Origin of the sequence: Chryseobacterium sp. JM1, assembly GCF_000737715.1 — a bacterium.
Classification (GTDB): domain Bacteria; phylum Bacteroidota; class Bacteroidia; order Flavobacteriales; family Weeksellaceae; genus Chryseobacterium.
On the sequence record NZ_JPRN01000003.1, the window covers coordinates 123,257 to 141,974 of the forward strand.

Consider the following 18,718-nt stretch of genomic DNA (forward strand, 5'->3'; position numbering starts at 1 on the left):
TTTGAAAGATGAAACAGAGAATTTTACTTTTATTTACAGTTATAGCGCTAATCTCCTGTAAAAGAGAACAAAAAATTTCGTCCTCAGACTGGACTCAAATCTCAAACCGTACCCAATTTAAGGAGCATGACGGTCTTTTGGAGCTGAAGTCGGGAAATTTCACCTATAATTTTAAGCAAAATCAAACTCCATTTAAGAAAATCATCCTTTTGAATGCGAGTATGGCCGGGTATATTTCTGAATTAGGAGCTGAAGATCTGATCATCGGGGTTTCAAGTCCGGAGTACATCTATTCGGATAAAATTCAGAATCTTTTAAAGCAAGGGAAGATCCAGAATGTGGGAAGTGAGCAGAAGTATGATGTAGAAAAGATCATTTCCATGAAGCCGGATGCTATTTTCACGAACTATATTGCAAGCTTTGATAATGCCTATCAGCTGTTGAAAAATAATGGAATTCAGGTTGTTTTTCTGGATGAGTATATGGAACAGCTTCCGTTGCAGAAAACCGCTTACATCAAACTTTTCGGAGAGTTTTTCGGAAAAGAGAAAGAAGCTGAAGCAAAATATAAGGAAATTGAAAAAAATTACAGTGAGCTGAAGCAGCTGGCATTAAAAGCAAAGGATAAACCTGTGGTGCTTGCCAATGAAATGTACGGTGATGTTTGGTATCTGCCGGGCGGAAAAACATCGGTAGCGAATTATATTGGTGATGCCAACGCTTCTTACATTATGAAAGACAATAAAGAAGAAAAGTCCCTGACGATGAGCTTCGAAGAAGTATATGCTAAATCACCGGGGGTACAGTATTGGGTAAACGCAGGAAGTCATACCTCTAAAAAAGAAATGCTGGGAACCAATCCTTTTTACGGAAAACTGGAAGTATTCAATAAAGGAAAGATCTACACCATTGCCGGGAAAGAAAAAAACAAAGCCAACGACTTTTTCGAAAGCGGAGCCGTAAGAGCTGATCTGATCCTGAAAGATTATATCAAGATCTTCCACCCTGAACTTCTTCCGGAATATCAGCTTACCTACATGAAAGAGCTTCAATAACTCGGACGAATTGTTTATTTTTGCAGTTCCTTTTTACAAAAAATTATGTGGAAAAAAATTAAACAGCTTATTTTCATCGTTCTTGTTCTGAATGTGGTGTTCATTATCTGGGGCAGATTTTTTAATCCGCCTATTACCATTACTCAGATCGGAGGTATTTTCGAATTCGGAAAGCTGCACAGGGATTATATTTCCTATGACGAAATGGGAAACAACGTTAAAAAAGCAGTGATCGCTTCTGAGGACCAGAAATTCTTTGTCCACAACGGTTTCGATTATACGGCGATTGAGAAGGCAATGAAGAATAACGAGAAAGGAAAAAAGATCCGTGGTGGAAGTACCATTTCGCAGCAGACCGCAAAAAATGTCTTTCTGTGGCAGGGCAGAAGCTGGTTCAGAAAAGGACTGGAAGCCATGTATACCTTTATCATTGAGAAGGTTTGGAGCAAGGATATTATTCTGGAAAGATACCTGAATTCCATCGAAATGGGGCAGGGTGTATTCGGGGTGGAGGCTGCAGCTCAGTATTATTTCGGGAAATCATCCAAAGATCTGAGCGCTTCAGATGCTGCATGGATTGCGGCTGTATTGCCTAATCCGAAGAAATATGACCCTAAAAATCCATCACCGTATTTAAGAAAGAAACACAATTGGATCATGAGACAGATGAGGAATGTGAGTTTGAAATAGTATCTTTGTCCTAATGAAATTTTTTAATTCCAGCACAAGTTTTGAATCAGTTCTTAAAAAATACTTCTCTTTTAAGAATGAAACCCTTTCTTTAGAGCCTTTTGCAGAGTTTTTAGAGAGCATTAAAAGGGCAGATTTCACGGACGTTCTCAATTTCCTTAAAAGTAATCCGGATTTTGCTGAAAATTTTAAACATTACATCCATAATGTTTTTAAAGGAAGACCATTCAACCTTTCCCTGACCGAAGCCAATATTCTCTCAGAAAATGCCTTCTTTCCGGAGCTTAAAAAGAGAATACTGAATAAAATACTGCCGCCCGTAGAGAATGAGAAAACGGTGTGGTACATGATTGATAATGTCAGTCTCAGACCTAAAAAAGATCTGCAGTACTTACATAATCTTCCCGAAAATGAAATTGATGAGTTTTTAGACCTTCTCGACGCTTCCAATTTTATTACCCAACCCAATGTCAAAAAAGAACTGATCTTCTCGATGAGTATTCTTTCCTGGCGTGTAACGGGAATGGCGATGGAAGTAGAAGTGGTAAGAATGGCTCCGCAGTACAGAAATCTGGACAACCCGTTCCTGGCCCTGCAGAACGAGCTTGAAGCGCTTACCGAAGATCTTAAAAATGATCCTGAACTTCAGCTGCATTCCAAAGACAGCCGCTACAAACAGATCAAGATCTATACGGAACACTGCCATGAATTCGTGAATATTGCGTTTAAAAATTCTGCGAAATATGGGATCTCCGGAAAAATCAACCAGTCACTGCTGAAGATCCGTCAGCAGACCGAAAGGATCTATGAAATTGTACAGCTTCTGGTTATTGATAATGAAGAAGATATTACGATAAAATCAAAACAGCTGATTTTTAATATCTTAAACTATAAATCTCATAAAAATAATATTGCAGATCTGATCAACGACAGTACACGTCTGATCTCGCACCTTATTACCAACCACACGGCAGAAACCGGCACCCATTACATCACATCTACCCGGAAAGAGTATATGACGATGTTCTATAAAGCCAGCGGTGGTGGAATTATTGTAGGAGCACTCTGCGTTCTGAAAATGCTCTACGGATACATTCCCGGAAGTGATTTTTCACATGCATTTTTATATTCGATGAATTATGCGATGGGGTTCATCATGATATATCTGATGGGCTTTACGCTGGCCACAAAACAGCCTGCCATGACCGCAGCTACCATGACCAAAGTCCTTTCAGAAGAAGGAAACAGCAAACGGAACAACACCGAATTTGCCCATCTTGTGTCAAAGCTTTTCAGAAGCCAGTTCATTGCATTCGTAGGAAATGTGCTTCTTTCCTTTCCGATAGCATTAGCGATCATCTATGGTCTGGACATCTTTTTCTCCCAGAATTTAGCGGTAGAAAGATCAGATAAATTATTAAAAGACCTCGATCCGTTTAAGTCAAAAGCAATACTGCATGCCAGTATTGCAGGGTTCTATCTTTTTATTTCCGGGATTATTTCTGGAAATATAGGAAACAACTCAGTATTTTATCAGATTCCGGAGAGGATCGCAAAAAACCTTTCTATCAGAAGTTTTTTGGGTAAAAAAGTTGCAAAAAGATTATCTAAATATTATGCTAAAAACTGGCCGGGAATTGTTTCCAATTTCTGGTTTGGGGTATTTCTGGGTGCCACCGCTCCGATTGGTCTCTTCTTCGGATTAGACCTTGATATCAGACACATTACTTTTGCCGCCGGAAACTTCGCATTAGGCCTTTATGGAAAGGATTTCTCCGTAGATTCCTATACCTTCTGGATATCTTTTGTTACGGTTTTCCTTATTGGATTCTTCAACTTTCTGGTAAGTTTCAGTCTATCGATGTTTCTTGCGTTTAGATCAAGGAAAATGAACTTTGGACAGGTGAGCGAAATTTACAGGGAGATTTTCAAATATTTTGTAAAAAATCCGTTCAAGTTTTTCTTTCCATTAAGTTCAGGACTGGATAAAAAAGCAGATGACCTGATGAGCAGTACGCTTACCAATAAACAGGAAGAACACTAACTGACATTAAATATAATATCAGCTATATACAGAAAATGCTCCCTTAGAGGAGCATTTTTATTTTTTACAGATAGGTCAAATGTAAATTACCAACAAATATCCGGTGATGGACATCTGTTGGGAAGGGTAACATAGGATAAACACTCCCCAGTGTCGCAATTAGCTTCACAGCATATTCTTACTCCGGCACCCATAATTTGGCTTAAATTTTCTCTGCTTAATTTTTTAATTGATTTTTTCATGGTTAGGTGATTTAATATTGTTCTCAAATATAATACTAAATTTAATATTGCCTATAAATTTTATGAAAAATATCTTTATAAAATGCGGATATCATTGAATTTGTCCTCTCCAAATTTGTCCTGAAACTTTTTAAGATAAAAGCTTTTTCGCATCTGAAAATCGTGTTTAAGCAGAGGAGAATCAATCTTGATCATAATGCATTGATCCTCAATATTCACACTTCTGATCTCATTGAACAGACTTTCATCGAGATAATCCTCTAGAAAATCTTTAATTTCAAAAGCAATCAGTTTATGTTCAAAACCATGAATCCTTGCAAAAGATTTCACAAGTTCTGACGATTGAAATTCACGTTTTTTATTTTTCTTCATATCATTTCTCCAGTATATATTCAGTCATTAAGTCTTTGTTTTTAAAGAAATTCTTTAATTCCGGATAGATGAATTCACATGCGTCAATTGATTGAGAAATATTCTCTGGAAAGAATTTTATTCCAGAACATTCAAAGCAAATATCAAGATAAGCAAAAATTTGATTATTTTCATCGTAAAACAGAATTGCATTTCTTGGGAAAAAACATTTGTTTCCCATTCGATTCTTAAAATAATACTTTCCACATGTATTATATAAAATATGGGAAAGTTCCGAAATTTCGGTTAGAGTCAATACTTTTGATTGCTGTACTCCTTTATTATCATTGTTTTCCATTAGATTAGATAATACAATTGGCTTTTTAATATTTTCATTATATTTTTTTAGATTTGCAGAATCTAATTTGGGAGGATCAGGAATATGATATCCTCTAAAGCTAAGATTGTAAGAAATAATTTTAATCTGGGCCGCCTTGCTGAATGGAAATTTAGAAATTCTATTATTGAGTGAAATGGGTTTAAAATTTTTGTTAATTTCAATATGCTCAGTCATAGGCGATTTCGTGAGTTTTTGCTTGTTCTGGGCGAAAGAAAAACTTAAAAAAAGAGAGCATAATAATAGGTGGACCTTATAAATCATACCTCAAAAATGATGCTTTCCTCGTTAATCTTCTTCACCACGCTTTCCGTACGTTCTCTATGCGTGTCCGTGATAAATATCTGGCCGAAATTCTCCTGATTTACAAGTTCAATAAGTTGCGAAACCCGGGTGTCATCAAGCTTATCAAAAATATCATCCAAAAGAAGAATCGGGGTCTTTTTGGTCAATTCCTTCACAAGGCTCATCTGTGCGAGCTTTAACGAAATCAGGAAAGATTTCTGTTGTCCCTGTGAACCTATTTTTTTGATCAGAACATGATCCATTTCAAAAAGAAGGTCATCTTTGTGGATTCCTTTTGAAGTGTACGTCAGCATCCGGTCTCTTTCAAGACTTTCCGTTAAAAGGGTCCTGAAAACTTTGTCAGGCTGAGCGGAGTTGAAGCCTTCACTTAAATCAGACTGGTACTGAACGGAAACCGTTTCTTTTCCTCCGGAAATAATGCTGTAAAAATTCTGAACGATAGGATCAAGTTTCTCTACAAAATTTCTTCTTTTGACGAAAATACTGGTTCCAAATTTACTGATCGGATCATCATAAATCTCCAGTGAATCTCTATCCCAGGTTCTGTTTTTAGCGAAATATTTTAACAGGGCATTTCTTTGCTGTACTGTTTTTTGATATTGAATCAGATCAAAAAGATATTCAGAATCGGTCTGAGAAATCATAGAATCCAGAAACCTTCTGCGGCTTTCCCCGGAATCTGAAATTAAGTTCGAATCATAAGGAGAGATCATTACGCTTGGCAGATACCCGATGTGGTCTGCAAGGCGGTCATAGCTCTTATCGTTCTTTTTAATGATCTTTTTAGCTTCTTTGGGCTGGGAAATCTTAATGATATCCTCACTGTCTTCATTCTGGATTTCAGCATCGATGGTGAAAAAATCTTCCTCCCTTTTGATATTGTTAGTGTCCGTGTTTCCTAAAAAACTTTTTCCTACGGATAAATAGTGCAGCGCATCAAGAATATTGGTCTTTCCGGCACCGTTGTTTCCCACAAAACAGTTGATTTGAGGAGAGAATTCGAATTTCTGCTCCGAATGGTTTTTGAAATTGTAAAGGGAAAGCTTTTTGATAATCATTCGTCAAAAATACTCCATTATTAGTAAAAATAAAAAAGGAAGTGCAGAACAGGTTTCGATCCAGAAAGAAAAATAAGTATCATCTCTTTTATTTTCAGAGAAATAGATCAGAATAAAGGTGATGATTCCTGTTAGAAAAAAAGCGACAGCATAAATCAGCTTAAGGTTAAAAATCGCCAGAATCAAACTGATAAAGACCAGCACATAAGCAATGTATTTGGTGTTCTGAACACCTATCATCTTGGGAAAAGTCTCTACCGTATCACTTTTCATATCCCTGATATCAAAAGGAAGAACCAAAGCGGTTATAAAAAAGAAGCTGATTAGAAAAATAGGAAGACTGAACTCCGGAAGGGTAAGCCAGCAGTTGACCAGTGCCCATACCAATCCAACATAAAAAACTTTAAGCAACGGAATCTTCCGGATATACACATCGAGGAAAAAACTGTTGTACAGAAGTCCCAGAACCACAATCACAACCCATTTCAAAAGTCGTACTTCATTATGGTTGTGAATGATCAGAAATGCACAGATAACGCCGGCTGCTGCGTTCAGAGCAAGTATTTTGAAAAAGTGTCTGGTATACTGGTATTTAGTGTAAAGATAACCGCTGAAATAAGTAATGAAAATAAGCAGTACAGTAGGGTACCGGAAAGTGTTTTGTTCTTCCATAAAAAATACAGCAAACAAAGTTCCCATAATGGAGACATAAATTTGACTGTCGATAACAGTTTTTTTCAGTATTTTTAAGAAATTCATTGATCAAAAATAATACCTATGAAAAACATCTCCAAATATGTTCTGTTATTTTTTACTTTTTTCAGCATATTTTTCTCAGCTCAGAACTTCTATGAGGAGCAGTGGCACAAAGTGGCAGAAGGCTATCGCAATGGCGAATTCAAATCAAATCTTCCCATTATCATGGATATTCAGAAAAAAGCCATTCAAGATAAGAACGCTGCCGAGATTATCAAATCTTTAAAAGCTGAATTCGTGATCTATAAAGAAACCCATGATGATTCTAAAAATGATTATGCATCGGTCTTCTTTTCAAAGATCAGCAGTATGGAAAAGGAGCTGAAAAAAAATGACCTGCTTTTATTTAAAGTTTTGGAGATCGAGTTTTTCGAAGGCTATTATGAAATGAAGAAATGGGAGATCCAGAAACGGACCGATGTTGAAAAAGGAGATGTTGCCGAGATTGAATCCTGGACGAAACTTGATTTCAAGAACTACTACCTGAAGAAGTTTGGAGAGCTTTCAGCCCTGGATAAAAAGCTTAAAAAAATACATCTTGAAAAATATAAAGATGCTTTTGATAAAAAAAGTGACTTTGATTTCTTTCCTACACTCTACGACTGGAAAGTTAAAAAAAACATAGATTTCCTTAACAACAGCGATATATTTACAAAAAATGAACTGACAGAAAATCAACCTGCTGTTCTGTCATTGTACCAGAATCTGATTGATTTTAATCTCAAAAATCCCAAACTTTATTTTCAGCATCAGAAGCTGATTTACGAGAATAAAATAAAGAAAGACGATCAGTTTACCGAAAAACAGATTGCTCTGGTCAATTCTCCAATAGAAGGGGATTATAAAATATTAATTGTCAATAACTTTGCAGACAATCTTTTCAGATCAAAGCCTGAAAAAGCAATTGCCCTAATTGATAAAGTAAAAACAGAATATCCCGGGTCGAAATTTCTGAGCAACATCACTTACCTGGAAAACCAGATCAAAACTCCCGTTGTACAGCTTTTTTATGAGGTACACAATGAGCCTGAAAAACCTATACAGATTGTAGCACAGCACAAAAATACAGATCAGTTTACCATCAAGATCTACACGCTCAATGATTTCAAAAAGCAGCTCCAGTATCTGCAACATCTTGATTACGCTGAATACTACAAAAAAATAGATAAAACTCTTTTCAGAACGGATGTTTTCACACTTCCCACTAAAAAAGATTTTAATAACCATACCACAGCACTGGAAATGAAGGCACTTCCCAAAGGTTTATATATCGGTGAATATATCAATGGGGAAGATGTATCCAAATTTCTGTTTATTGTGACTTCTTCAAGAGTTATTTACAACGAACATAAAGACCATATCCTGGTTTCAAGGGAAAATGGAACGCCTATGCCCAATACAAGACTGCTGAGATACGGTTTTGGAGATTATTCAACGGTGAATGAAACCCAGTTGCTTATTCAGACTGATAATTTTGCCAGATTTCCGTCTGAAAAAGTAGAATATCATTCGATACCTCCTTATCTGATTTATGATCCTGTACATAATGATTTCAATATGATGGAAGGTGCCAATGAAGCCCGTTCCAGAGCTTATCCGTATCCTCACACCCAGTTTTTTCTGGACAGGGAAATATTCAGGCCAGGGCAGACGGTTTATTTTAAAGCTGTGTCCACCACTCCGGATTTTGAAAAAAGAAGGGACAATATCATTATCAATAACGAGCAGGAAGTGACGCTGTATGATGCCAATAACCAAGTGATAAGTACTCAAAAATTTAAAACCAATGCCTTCGGGTCGTACAATGGAAATTTTGTACTGCCGAAAGATAAACTGAACGGGAGATTCAGAATGGAGGTTTCTGCCAGGTATAACAGTCATCACATCAATGACTCAAAATATTTTTCTGTGGAGGAATATAAACGTCCGAAATTTGAAATCACCTTTGATACCATCAAAAAAGACTACAAATATGGGGAGACCATAGAGCTGAAGGGTAAAGTGCGTACATTTTCAGGAATTCCTTTAAGTAATACCAATATCAGTTTTGAACTTAAAAAAGAAAACATACGCCAGCGGTATTTCTGGTGGTATCCAGTGGAACAGTACAGCAATGAAAATTCAATTTTAGGAAAAGCAGAAACCAATGAAAAAGGAGAATTTATCATTAAAATCGATTTGAAAAAAGATGAGAATACGGAAGGAATACAGGTTCACAACTATAAAGTAAAAACGTCTGCCACAGACATTAACGGAGAAACTCAATTTGCAGAAACCAATATAAAGGTAGCTTCAGTTTCACATTATCTCACTGCGGATGAAATAAACGAAGCTTCTGCGAATGAAGAACTTAAGATCAAAGTAAAATCTTTCAATTACAATGATATTCCTTTAGAGAAAAATTATAAGGTAAAACTTGTTCAGCTCAGACAGCCGAAACGGATTCTCAGAAACAATTTTAAGAATAATATTCAGGATCTTCCGAACATGTCGAGAGAAGAGTTCCTGTCAAAATTCCCGCATGACAGATACGATAAGTCGGAAGACCGTAAAAACGGGGAAATTCTGAAAACGGTTACAGAGCTTTCTCAGAATAGTAAGGAACTGAATCTTGGAACGCTGGAAGCCGGAGATTACAGATTACTGGTGTACAATATCGAAGGAAAAGATACCATAAAAACCCAGCAGGATTTCAGTATCTGGGATAAAAACGGATTGGGACCGGATCAGTTCCCGTTCCTGAAAATCACCGCTCCCAAAGAGGAAGTGAAAAGAGGTTCACAGGTGACTTTATATGCCTATTCTGCCATTCCGGATGCTGTGGTGAATGTATACTGGCAGGACGGACAGGGACAGAGAAAACGTGAAGAAAAGAAGCTGACCAACGGTGTACTAGCTTATACTTTCCCGGTTTCTCAGGATAAAAAAATCGTTAAATATAATATACAGTTTGTACTGGCTCATTACAATGATGTTCAGAATGAATTTGCCAATATTTATGTTAAAAAAGAAGAAGAGCCTTTAAAAATTGAACTGACGACTTTCAGGGATAAAGTAGAACCCAATTCAAAAGAAAAATGGAGCATTAAAGTATTGGGGAAAAACAAAGAAAAAGTAGTGGCAGAAGTACTGGCTGCCATGTATGACAAATCTCTTGATAAATTTATAGCGAATTCCTATACATTCAACAAATACTACATTCCATACAGTGTTATTGAAGATTATAATGTACGTAACTTCTTTGAATCTTTATACTGGTACAGAAAAATCAACTATGTTGAAACTAAAAACGTATACTTCCCGCAGTTCAAATGGTTTGATGATAATGTCTTTTATAACCTGCTGGTTAAATATGGTCTTACCACAGATACCGATGGTGATGGAGTTGATGATGCACATGATGCATGCCCTACAGTTCCGGGATTGGAGTCCTACAATGGCTGCCCGAGTCCCAAACAGTCAGTAGCCATGGAAGTAAGTAGTATAAGCAGAAAAAAAGGCCGCTTTGAAAATGAGGAAGACCTTAGACTTACAGATAACAAAAAAGATAAGCAGTCTGAAGATAAAAAAGAAGATCTGAGTGATGTACAGGTTCGTAAAAACCTCAATGAAACAGCTTTTTTCTATCCTCAGCTGAGAACAGATCAGGAAGGCCGCGTGAGCTTTGAATTCACAACCCCTGAAGCCCTCACCAAATGGAAACTGATGTTCCTGGCACACACCAAAGATGCGAGATCTGCCGTTTTGGAAAAAGATATTGTTACGCAGAAAAAACTTTCCGTCAATCCAAACTATCCAAGATTTTTAAGAGAAGGTGATGAGCTTAATTTCCAGACCAGAATATCCAATCTTACCGACGAAGCTATGGCCGGTGCTGCATCCTTACAGATCCTGAATGCAGAGACCAATGAAGATATTTCATCATTATTTGGGGTTACATCTGTGCAGAACTTTAATGTGGGAGGAACGGGAAATGCTACAGTAAGCTGGAACATTAAAACACCTTTCAACAGGGTATATTCAATCATCATTAAAGTGGTGGCAAAAGCAGGGAACTATTCCGATGGTGAACAGATTCCCGTTGCCGTACTTTCAAACAGGATGCTGGTTACCGATGCTGTGCCCCTTTTTGTAAAGGAAGGACAGACCAAAACATTTACATTGGATAATTTAAAAAACAATACATCCAGAACAGCTTCTAATTTCAGTAATACGTTGGAGCTGAAAACCAATCCGATCTGGGAAATTATTTTCGCGCTTCCTGATCTGAGCCAGAATTTAAATATAACCTCTGATGAAATATTCAATACATGGTTTTCAGATGTGGTGGGAACTGAAATTTTCAAAGCGAACCCAAGAATGAAAGCGGTTTTTGATGAATACAAAACTGCCGGTCTCCTGAAAAGCAATCTTGAAAAAAATCAGGAACTGAAACAGGTTCTGCTGGAAGAAACCCCATGGGTCCTGCAGGCCAAATCCGAAACGGAAACCATGAACAATATCTCAAGGCTTTTCGAAGTAAATGCGATGAAAAATTCCATCAGTACAGATTGGAATCTTCTTAAAGAATATCAGAACCGGAATGGTGGATTTCCTTGGCTTCCGGGTTATGACAGTTCCTATACCTGCTCATTGTACATCCTGAAAAATCTGGGCAAAATGAATGAATGGCTTAAAGAAGGAATCTCTGAATACCAGTCCGGCCAGAAAGCCATGGTTTCCTCACTGATCAGTTTTGTAGACGGGCAGCTGGAAAGATACTGGAACGGGGAAGAAGACAATCCGTGGAGTAATTTCGCTTTGGATTATCTCGATGCCAGACGATATTGGGAAAAAGAATATCCTATTGAAGGAAAGGGAGCGGCATTGAAAAGTATGATCATCAGCCGTGCGGATAAATTCAAAGTAACGGATCTTACGTTCTTCGGAGTTCACAGGGCGGCACTTATTTATGACAGCTACGGACTTCATAATACCTCTAAAAAGCTGGTCAACTATCTGAAAGAAACGTCTGTGTCATCAGAAACTCAGGGCGCTTACTGGAAAAAAAACCTGAACGACTGGGGCTGGTATGAAAGCAAAGCGGTGAATCATGCAGGAGCCATAGAAGCTTTAAATAAAGTAGCTCCAAACGATATTAATTTCATTGAAGAATCTAAAGTATGGCTGGCTACCCAAAAAGAAGTAAATTCATGGGGGAATTCCAGAACCACAGCGGAGATTATTTATATTATGATGAATTCAGGAAAATCATGGACAACACCTGAAGCGGACAAAGCCACTGTGACCTGGGGCGGAAAGAACGTTTCACCACAGACTAAAACGACAGGTTATCTGAAACAGATCATTAAATCAGATAAGATCAATCCGAGCCTCGGGGAAGTTACCATTGCTAAATCTGGTCCGGGAATTGCACAAGGTGGATTATTCTGGCAGTATTATGAAGATCTGGAGAATGTAAAATCTACAGAAACCTATCTTTCAATGAACAGAGAATACTATAAAAAGATAAAAACAGAAAACGGAGAGCAGCTGCTGAAGATTACTGAAAACAGCCCGCTGAAGGTAGGAGACAGGCTCACTGTAAGAATGATTCTGAATACAGACCGCCCTATGCAGTACGTACACCTGAAAGATATGAGAGCAGCCGGCCTGGAGCCTGTAGATGTACTGTCCGGGTATCAGTATGAAAATAATCTGGGCTATTACCAGGTGACAAAAGATGCCTCTACCAACTTCTTTATCTATTATATGCCAAAAGGGAAATATGTATTTGAGTATGACCTGGTATGTAATGCTTCAGGAAACTTCTCCAGTGGTTTTGCGGTTCTTCAGAATTATTATGCCCCTCAGATGAATGCCAGAACCAAAGGAGACAAAATAGAAATAAGAAAATAACAATATATGAAAAATGTAAAACTCATACTGATATTTCTGTGTTTCGGCTTTTTTAGCCAAATGCATGCGCAGAAATACTACGACGACCAGTGGAAGAAAGTGACTGAAAACAGTGCGAAAGGTGCCTATAAATCTAATCTTCCCATCATTTTAGACATACAAAACCACGCAATGAAAGAAAATAATGCCATCCAGCTCATCCGTTCCCTGAAAGCGGAATTCAGTGTTGTGAATCTTACCGTAGACGACGATAAGAATGATGCAGCCTCGAAATTTTTTGTCAAGCTGAAAGAGGCGGACAGCAAATTGAAAGGCGAAGAGAAACTGGTGTATACAGTTCTTCTGAACGGATTTTTTATGGATTATTACAACCAGAATTCGTGGGAAATAGAAAGCAGAACCAATATCAATTCACAGGATCTGGCTCAGATCGAAACCTGGAGTAAGCTTGATTTTAAAAACTACCTGAAAAAAAGCTATCAGGAATTCGATCAGCAGAAGCAGGAGATGAAAAAAATACCATTGGAGAAATACAAAGATATTTTTACAGAAATCAAGGATGTTGCTTTTTTCCCAACCCTCTTTGAATGGTATTCTATGAAGAAGATCAGTTTTCTTTCTGAAGGCAGTCTTTTCACAAAAAATGAATTAACGGAGAACAGAACACAGATCAATGCAACTTTTGATGAACTGATTGCGCAGAACACTGGAAATCCTAAACTGTATTTCTCAAAGGAAAAACTGACGGAAAACTGTAATTACAGTCAGTGTAAAGATAAACTGGAACAACTCCAAACTCTTTTGAAATCCGATACGGAAGGAGATTACAAAGTGATCATCATGGAAGATATCATGAATGAGCTGATCGCGAAAAAGAAGGAGAAAGAAGCTCTGGCTATTGCTGACCAGGCGAAAAAACAGTATCCGAAATCTCCATTCATTGAAAATATAAAAAACAAAGAAAATCAGATCACCAATCCGTTTCTTACGATTAAATACGAACAGCAGACCCAAAACAATCTGCCTATCCATTTCGTAGCGGAACATAAGAACGTGACGGATTTTTCACTGAACATTTATGAAGTAAAAGAAGATTTTACAACATTGATGCAGTATGTACAGAATTCATACAATAATACTTTTAGTAAGGTTAAAAAAAATCTGGTAAGAAAAGAAATATTCCAGCTTGGTGATTCCAAAGACTACCAGATCCATAAGACCTCACTGGAAATTAAACCGCTTCCTTCCGGAGTGTATGTTATTGAATATGCTGTGGCAGGATCTGAAGCAAAAGACTCAGATTCCAGACAGAATTTCTACTTCCTGGTTTCAGGAAACAGAGTGATCTATCAGACCAAAACTGACAGGAATCAACTTTCTAATACACTGAAATTGGTCAACAGTGAAAACGGAAAACCGGCAGCGAATGAAAGCCTTACGTTTTATGAATTTGTGGCCAATAAAACATTAAATAAAATTGATGGAAAAACGGATGCGAACGGTGTTTTTAAATTCCCATCCACAGCCAGCAACGAATATTACAGGACTTTCCTGATCCGCCAGCCAAAAACCAATGATTTCCAAATCATGCAAGTATATGGTAATAGCGGAAATGTAGAAAACTACAATCCTAATAAACAAAACCGCAGTCTTGCTCAGATTTTTACAGACAGAGCGATCTACAGACCGGGACAGACCGTTTATTTCAAAGTGATCAATACAAAAATTGATAAGGAAGTAGAAGCGGTAACTTCAGGTTTAAAACAAAAAATTACCCTTCTGGATGCCAACAGCCAGGAAGTGTCTTCACAGAATTTTACAACCAATGAGTTTGGATCTTACCATGGAAGTTTTATCCTTCCTAAAGGTCAGCTGAACGGCGTTTTCTACTTAAGAACAGATGAAGGGACTCAGGGTTACAAAGACATCCGGGTTGAGGAATACAAGAGACCTAAATTTGAAGTGACTTTTGATCCTGTAAAAGAGGAATACAAATACGGACAGACCATCGAGCTGAAAGGAAAAGCAATGATGTTCTCCGGAGTCGCGTTGAGCAATACAACTGTCAATTACGAGATCAAAAAGCACAACATCAGATGGAGATATTTCTGGTGGTATCCGCGTGGTAATGACAACGAAAATTCAATCCTTGGCGAGGCTAAAACCAATGAGAAAGGAGAATTTGTCATCCGTCTTGATCTTAAAAAAGATGAAAAGCTGGAAGGAATCCAGATCGATAACTATGAGATCAATGCTTCGGTAACGGATATCAACGGAGAAACACAGTCTGCGAATACGCAATTGAAAGTAGCTTCGGTTTCTCACTATATTAAAGCGGACGGAATCAAGAATACATTCAGTGACGAAAATGTAAAACTGAAGGTAGAAACGCTGAACTACAACGAACAGGATCTTAAAAAATCATACCACGTAAAATTATCAAAACTGAATACTCCGAACAGAATTTTCAGAGATAATTTCGCACAGGAAGTTCAGAATCAGCCTAAATATTCCAGAGATGAATTCATCAGCAAATTCCCGCATGATCTTTTCGATAAAGACGATGAAACAAAAAACTGGAAAGCAGAAAAACTGATTGCAGAAAAACTTCAGCAACCATCTGCAGAACTGGATTTAGGAAAACTGGAAGCCGGCGATTATCAGCTTGAGCTGTATAATATGGAAGGAAAAGACACCATAAAATCTTCTCAGAATTTCAGTATCTGGGATAAAGGATCTTTAAAACCTTCGCAAAAAACATTCCTGACCGTTATTGAACCTAAGAATGAATTTTCAAGAGGGGAGAAGGCTAAGGTGTATGTGTATTCTGCGGTTCCGGATGCCCTCGTGAATGTATTTATTCAGGACGGTTCCGGGAAAACAGTTTCTGATGTACATCAGATGAAAAAAGGAGTTCTGGAATACACCACAGATATTCCTAAAGACAAAAGTGTAGCAGCATTGAACATTCAGTTCCAGATTGCAGCATTCAACGATGTGCAGACCCAGTCTGTGACTTTAAAAATAAAAAATACCGAACAGCCTGTAAAAATTGAAACCGTTACTTTCAGAGATAAACTGGAACCGAATTCAAAAGAAAAATGGACGGTAAAAGTTTCAGGAAGCGATAAAGAAAAAGTAAATGCTGAAGTGCTGGCCAATATGTATGATATGTCATTGGATCAGTTTGCCGCGAATACTTTTAGCTGGCAGAATTTATATTCGCCTTATTCTATTGTGACTTCTTACGACATCAGACAGTATTTGCTTCAGCAATACTATCAGAAAAGATTGAAATATTACAATGGAAAATATGTAGATATTCCAAATTTTAACTGGTTTGATGGTGGAATATATGAGATGAGTAACGCAATATATACCACTGATGCAATGGTAGAGGGTGTGAAGAGTCCGGCTTATGCTCCAGCTCCTCCCAATTCACCTATTGCAGGACAGGCTAAGATGGCCAGAAAAATGAACGTGGCTTTAGGAGCAGCGGAAGCTCAGGCTGATGCAGCAGTGTCTTTAAATGAAATGGCAGTTGAAAAAGAAGATCTGGAAAAAGTTCCAGTACGTCAAAACCTGAACGAAACGGCATTCTTCTATCCTGATCTGAAAACAGATGCAGAAGGAAATGTAAGCTTCGAATTCACTTCTCCGGAAGCATTGACAAAATGGAAGCTGATGTTCCTGGCTCACACGAAAGATGCCAGAGCAGCAGTATTGGAAAAACAGGTGGTGACGCAGAAAGAATTCTCAGTGACTCCAAATTATCCAAGATTCCTGAGAGAAGGAGACGAACTGAATCTTCAGTCGAAACTGTCCAATCTTACCGATAAAAAATTAAGCGGTTCAGCAGAGCTTCAGATCCTGGATGCCTTTACGAATGAAAATATTTCTTCTCAGTTCGGGATCAACGCAGGAACGCAGAATTTTAGCTTAAACGAAAAAGGAAACAGCGCATTGACTTGGAAACTGAAAGTTCCGAATAATGTATCTTCCATTATATTGAAAGTAGTAGCCAAAGCAGGGGCTTACTCAGACGGAGAACAGCAGGCGATCGCTGTACTTCCGAACAGAATGCTTGTAACAGATGCCGTACCGGTATTTGTGAAAGAAGGCGAAACGAAAACATTTGTTTTGGATAACCTTAAAAATTCAAGTTCTACAACGATCACTAATGTTTCAAATACATTAGAACTGACGACGAATCCGATCTGGGAAATCATGTTTGCCTTACCAAGTTTGAAAAATGATCAGAACAATTCTGCCGATGTGATCTTCAACAAATGGTTCGCGGATGTACTGGCTTCTGAAGTGTTCAAAGCAAATCCGAAAATGAAGACCGTTTTTGAAGAGTACCAAAGTAAAGGATTGCTGAATTCAAATCTTGAAAAAAATCAGGAACTGAAGCAGCTTCTATTGGAAGAAACACCTTGGGTGTTGGAAAGTAAAAATGAAGGCGAGCAGATGCAGAAACTGGCTCTATTATTTGATGCCAACACCATGAGAAATTCAATCAATCAGGATTGGAGTGATCTTAAGAAACTGCAGAATCCGGATGGAGGTTTCTCTTGGTATCCGGGATATCCGAGTTCTTACGGAACATCGTTGTACATCCTTAAAAACTTAGGTAAGATCAATACCTGGTTAAAAGATAATGCGAAAGACTATCAGGGAGCTGATCAGAAAGAACTGGAAGCGAAACTGGTTCAGTACGTAGACAACGAGATCGATAAATACTGGGATGCGAAAAAAGATAATATCTGGAACAACTGGACCATGGATTATCTTGATACCCGAAACTATTGGGAAAAACAGTATCCGTTAAAAGGAAAAGGAGCTTCATTGAAATCGTTGGTAAAACAGAAAGCAAAAACAGCGAAGATCACAGATTTCACGTTCTTCGGACTTCACCGTGCTGCCTTACTGATGAATGATTACGGCTTAAAAGACGTTTCAGATAAATTAATGAATTACCTGAAGGAAACTTCTACCGATACAAAAACTCAGGGCGTTTACTGGAAACAGAACCTTAACGACTGGGGCTGGTTCGGATCTAAAGTAGTGAATCATGCAGGTGCTTTGGAAGCATTCAATAAGTTGAAATCTAATGATCAGAAATTCATTGAAGATATGAAGATCTGGCTGATCACACAGAAAGAAGTGAATTCATGGGGAAGCTCAAGAGGAACCTCAGAAGTAATCTTTACGATCCTAAACTCAGGTAAATCATGGACCAGCGCTGAAAGTGATAAGGCTACAATCGTTTGGGGCGGAAAAGAATTAGCTCCGCAAACGCAGGCGACAGGCTATGTGAAATCAACCGTGAAAACGGATGTAGTAGACAAAAACTTAGGAACCGTTACCGTTACAAAACCAGGTCCTGGAATTGTACAGGGAGGCTTGTTCTGGCAGTATTATGAAGATCTTGATAAAATAAAATCTTCTGAAAACTATATCTCGATCACCAAAGAACTTTACAAAAAAGTGAAAACGGTAAATGGTGAAGAACTTCAGAAAATTTCGGCGGATACACCTTTAAAAGTAGGGGATAAAGTAACCGTAAGAATGATCCTGAATACAGACAGAGCAATGGAATTCATTCACATTAAAGATATGCGTGCCGCAGGATTTGAACCTACGGATGTACTGTCCGGTTATCAGTGGAAAAACAGCTTAGGCTATTACCAGTCTACAAAAGATGCTTCCACAAACTTCTACATTCAGTATATGCCGAAAGGAAAATATGTCTTCGAATATGATCTTATCTCCAATGCCGCAGGTAAGTTCTCCAATGGAATCACCACGATGCAGAATTACTATGCACCGCAGATGAATGCCCATACAAAAGGAACCAACGTTCAGATTTTGGAATGATTTTTGGCTATAGGGAAGGAGTAAAAATTTTAAAACAAAAA

General features: G+C 37.9%; 9 protein-coding genes. 5 read left to right on the forward strand and 4 right to left on the reverse strand.

Annotated features, from left to right (window positions below):
* Positions 1 to 8: 8 nt before the first annotated feature.
* Genes IW22_RS05690 through IW22_RS05700 form a run of 3 tightly spaced genes read left to right on the forward strand, consistent with a single transcriptional unit; the run spans position 9 to position 3,789 of the window.
* Entirely contained in the window at positions 9 to 1,055 is a 1,047-nt protein-coding gene (locus tag IW22_RS05690) for an ABC transporter substrate-binding protein (RefSeq protein ID WP_034724938.1), read from the forward strand.
* Between the two features lie 45 nt (positions 1,056 to 1,100).
* On the forward strand, positions 1,101 to 1,745 hold the full coding sequence (gene mtgA, locus IW22_RS05695; RefSeq protein ID WP_034724940.1) for a monofunctional biosynthetic peptidoglycan transglycosylase: 645 nt from the start codon (positions 1,101 to 1,103) through the stop codon (positions 1,743 to 1,745).
* A gap of 13 nt (positions 1,746 to 1,758) precedes the next feature.
* Positions 1,759 to 3,789 (forward strand): recombinase, encoded by a 2,031-nt coding sequence (locus tag IW22_RS05700; RefSeq protein ID WP_034724941.1) that lies wholly within the window; start codon positions 1,759 to 1,761, stop codon positions 3,787 to 3,789.
* Positions 3,790 to 4,106: 317 nt separating this feature from the next.
* On the opposite strand, the gene IW22_RS05705 is transcribed toward IW22_RS05700, so the two are convergent.
* From IW22_RS05705 to IW22_RS05720, 4 genes are all read right to left on the reverse strand, one after another.
* Positions 4,107 to 4,403, reverse strand: a complete 297-nt coding sequence (locus IW22_RS05705; protein ID WP_034724943.1) for a DciA family protein — start codon at positions 4,401 to 4,403, stop codon at positions 4,107 to 4,109.
* A 1-nt stretch (position 4,404) separates the two neighbouring features.
* Positions 4,405 to 4,956, reverse strand: coding sequence for a hypothetical protein (locus tag IW22_RS05710; protein WP_131401698.1), 552 nt, complete (start codon positions 4,954 to 4,956; stop codon positions 4,405 to 4,407).
* Between the two features lie 83 nt (positions 4,957 to 5,039).
* Positions 5,040 to 6,143: a DNA replication/repair protein RecF gene (gene recF / locus IW22_RS05715; RefSeq protein ID WP_034724947.1), complete on the reverse strand. Its 1,104-nt coding sequence runs from the start codon at positions 6,141 to 6,143 to the stop codon at positions 5,040 to 5,042.
* Between the two features lie 3 nt (positions 6,144 to 6,146).
* Positions 6,147 to 6,902 carry a hypothetical protein gene (locus IW22_RS05720; protein ID WP_034724948.1) on the reverse strand — a complete coding sequence of 252 codons (756 nt, stop codon included), beginning with the start codon at positions 6,900 to 6,902 and terminating at the stop codon, positions 6,147 to 6,149.
* Positions 6,903 to 6,920: 18 nt separating this feature from the next.
* Between IW22_RS05720 and IW22_RS05725 the strand changes: the two genes are divergently transcribed.
* Together IW22_RS05725 and IW22_RS05730 are read left to right on the forward strand one after the other, a co-directional pair.
* A complete protein-coding gene (locus IW22_RS05725) occupies positions 6,921 to 12,797 on the forward strand; it encodes an alpha-2-macroglobulin family protein (RefSeq protein ID WP_034724949.1) in 5,877 nt (1,958 codons plus the stop codon).
* A gap of 6 nt (positions 12,798 to 12,803) precedes the next feature.
* Entirely contained in the window at positions 12,804 to 18,677 is a 5,874-nt protein-coding gene (locus tag IW22_RS05730) for an alpha-2-macroglobulin family protein (RefSeq protein ID WP_051891109.1), read from the forward strand.
* The last annotated feature ends 41 nt before the right edge of the window (positions 18,678 to 18,718 follow it).

Excerpts from the sequence above, each read along its gene's own strand:
- IW22_RS05725 (WP_034724949.1), top strand. The coding sequence starts at position 6,921 with ATGAAAAACATCTCCAAATATGTTCTGTTATTTTTTACTTTTTTCAGC.
- IW22_RS05700 (WP_034724941.1), top strand. The coding sequence starts at position 1,759 with ATGAAATTTTTTAATTCCAGCACAAGTTTTGAATCAGTTCTTAAAAAA.
- IW22_RS05710 (WP_131401698.1), bottom strand. The coding sequence starts at position 4,956 with ATGACTGAGCATATTGAAATTAACAAAAATTTTAAACCCATTTCACTC.
- IW22_RS05705 (WP_034724943.1), bottom strand. The coding sequence starts at position 4,403 with ATGAAGAAAAATAAAAAACGTGAATTTCAATCGTCAGAACTTGTGAAA.
- mtgA (WP_034724940.1), top strand. The coding sequence starts at position 1,101 with ATGTGGAAAAAAATTAAACAGCTTATTTTCATCGTTCTTGTTCTGAAT.
- IW22_RS05720 (WP_034724948.1), bottom strand. The coding sequence starts at position 6,902 with ATGAATTTCTTAAAAATACTGAAAAAAACTGTTATCGACAGTCAAATT.
- IW22_RS05730 (WP_051891109.1), top strand. The coding sequence starts at position 12,804 with ATGAAAAATGTAAAACTCATACTGATATTTCTGTGTTTCGGCTTTTTT.
- IW22_RS05690 (WP_034724938.1), top strand. The coding sequence starts at position 9 with ATGAAACAGAGAATTTTACTTTTATTTACAGTTATAGCGCTAATCTCC.
- recF (WP_034724947.1), bottom strand. The coding sequence starts at position 6,143 with ATGATTATCAAAAAGCTTTCCCTTTACAATTTCAAAAACCATTCGGAG.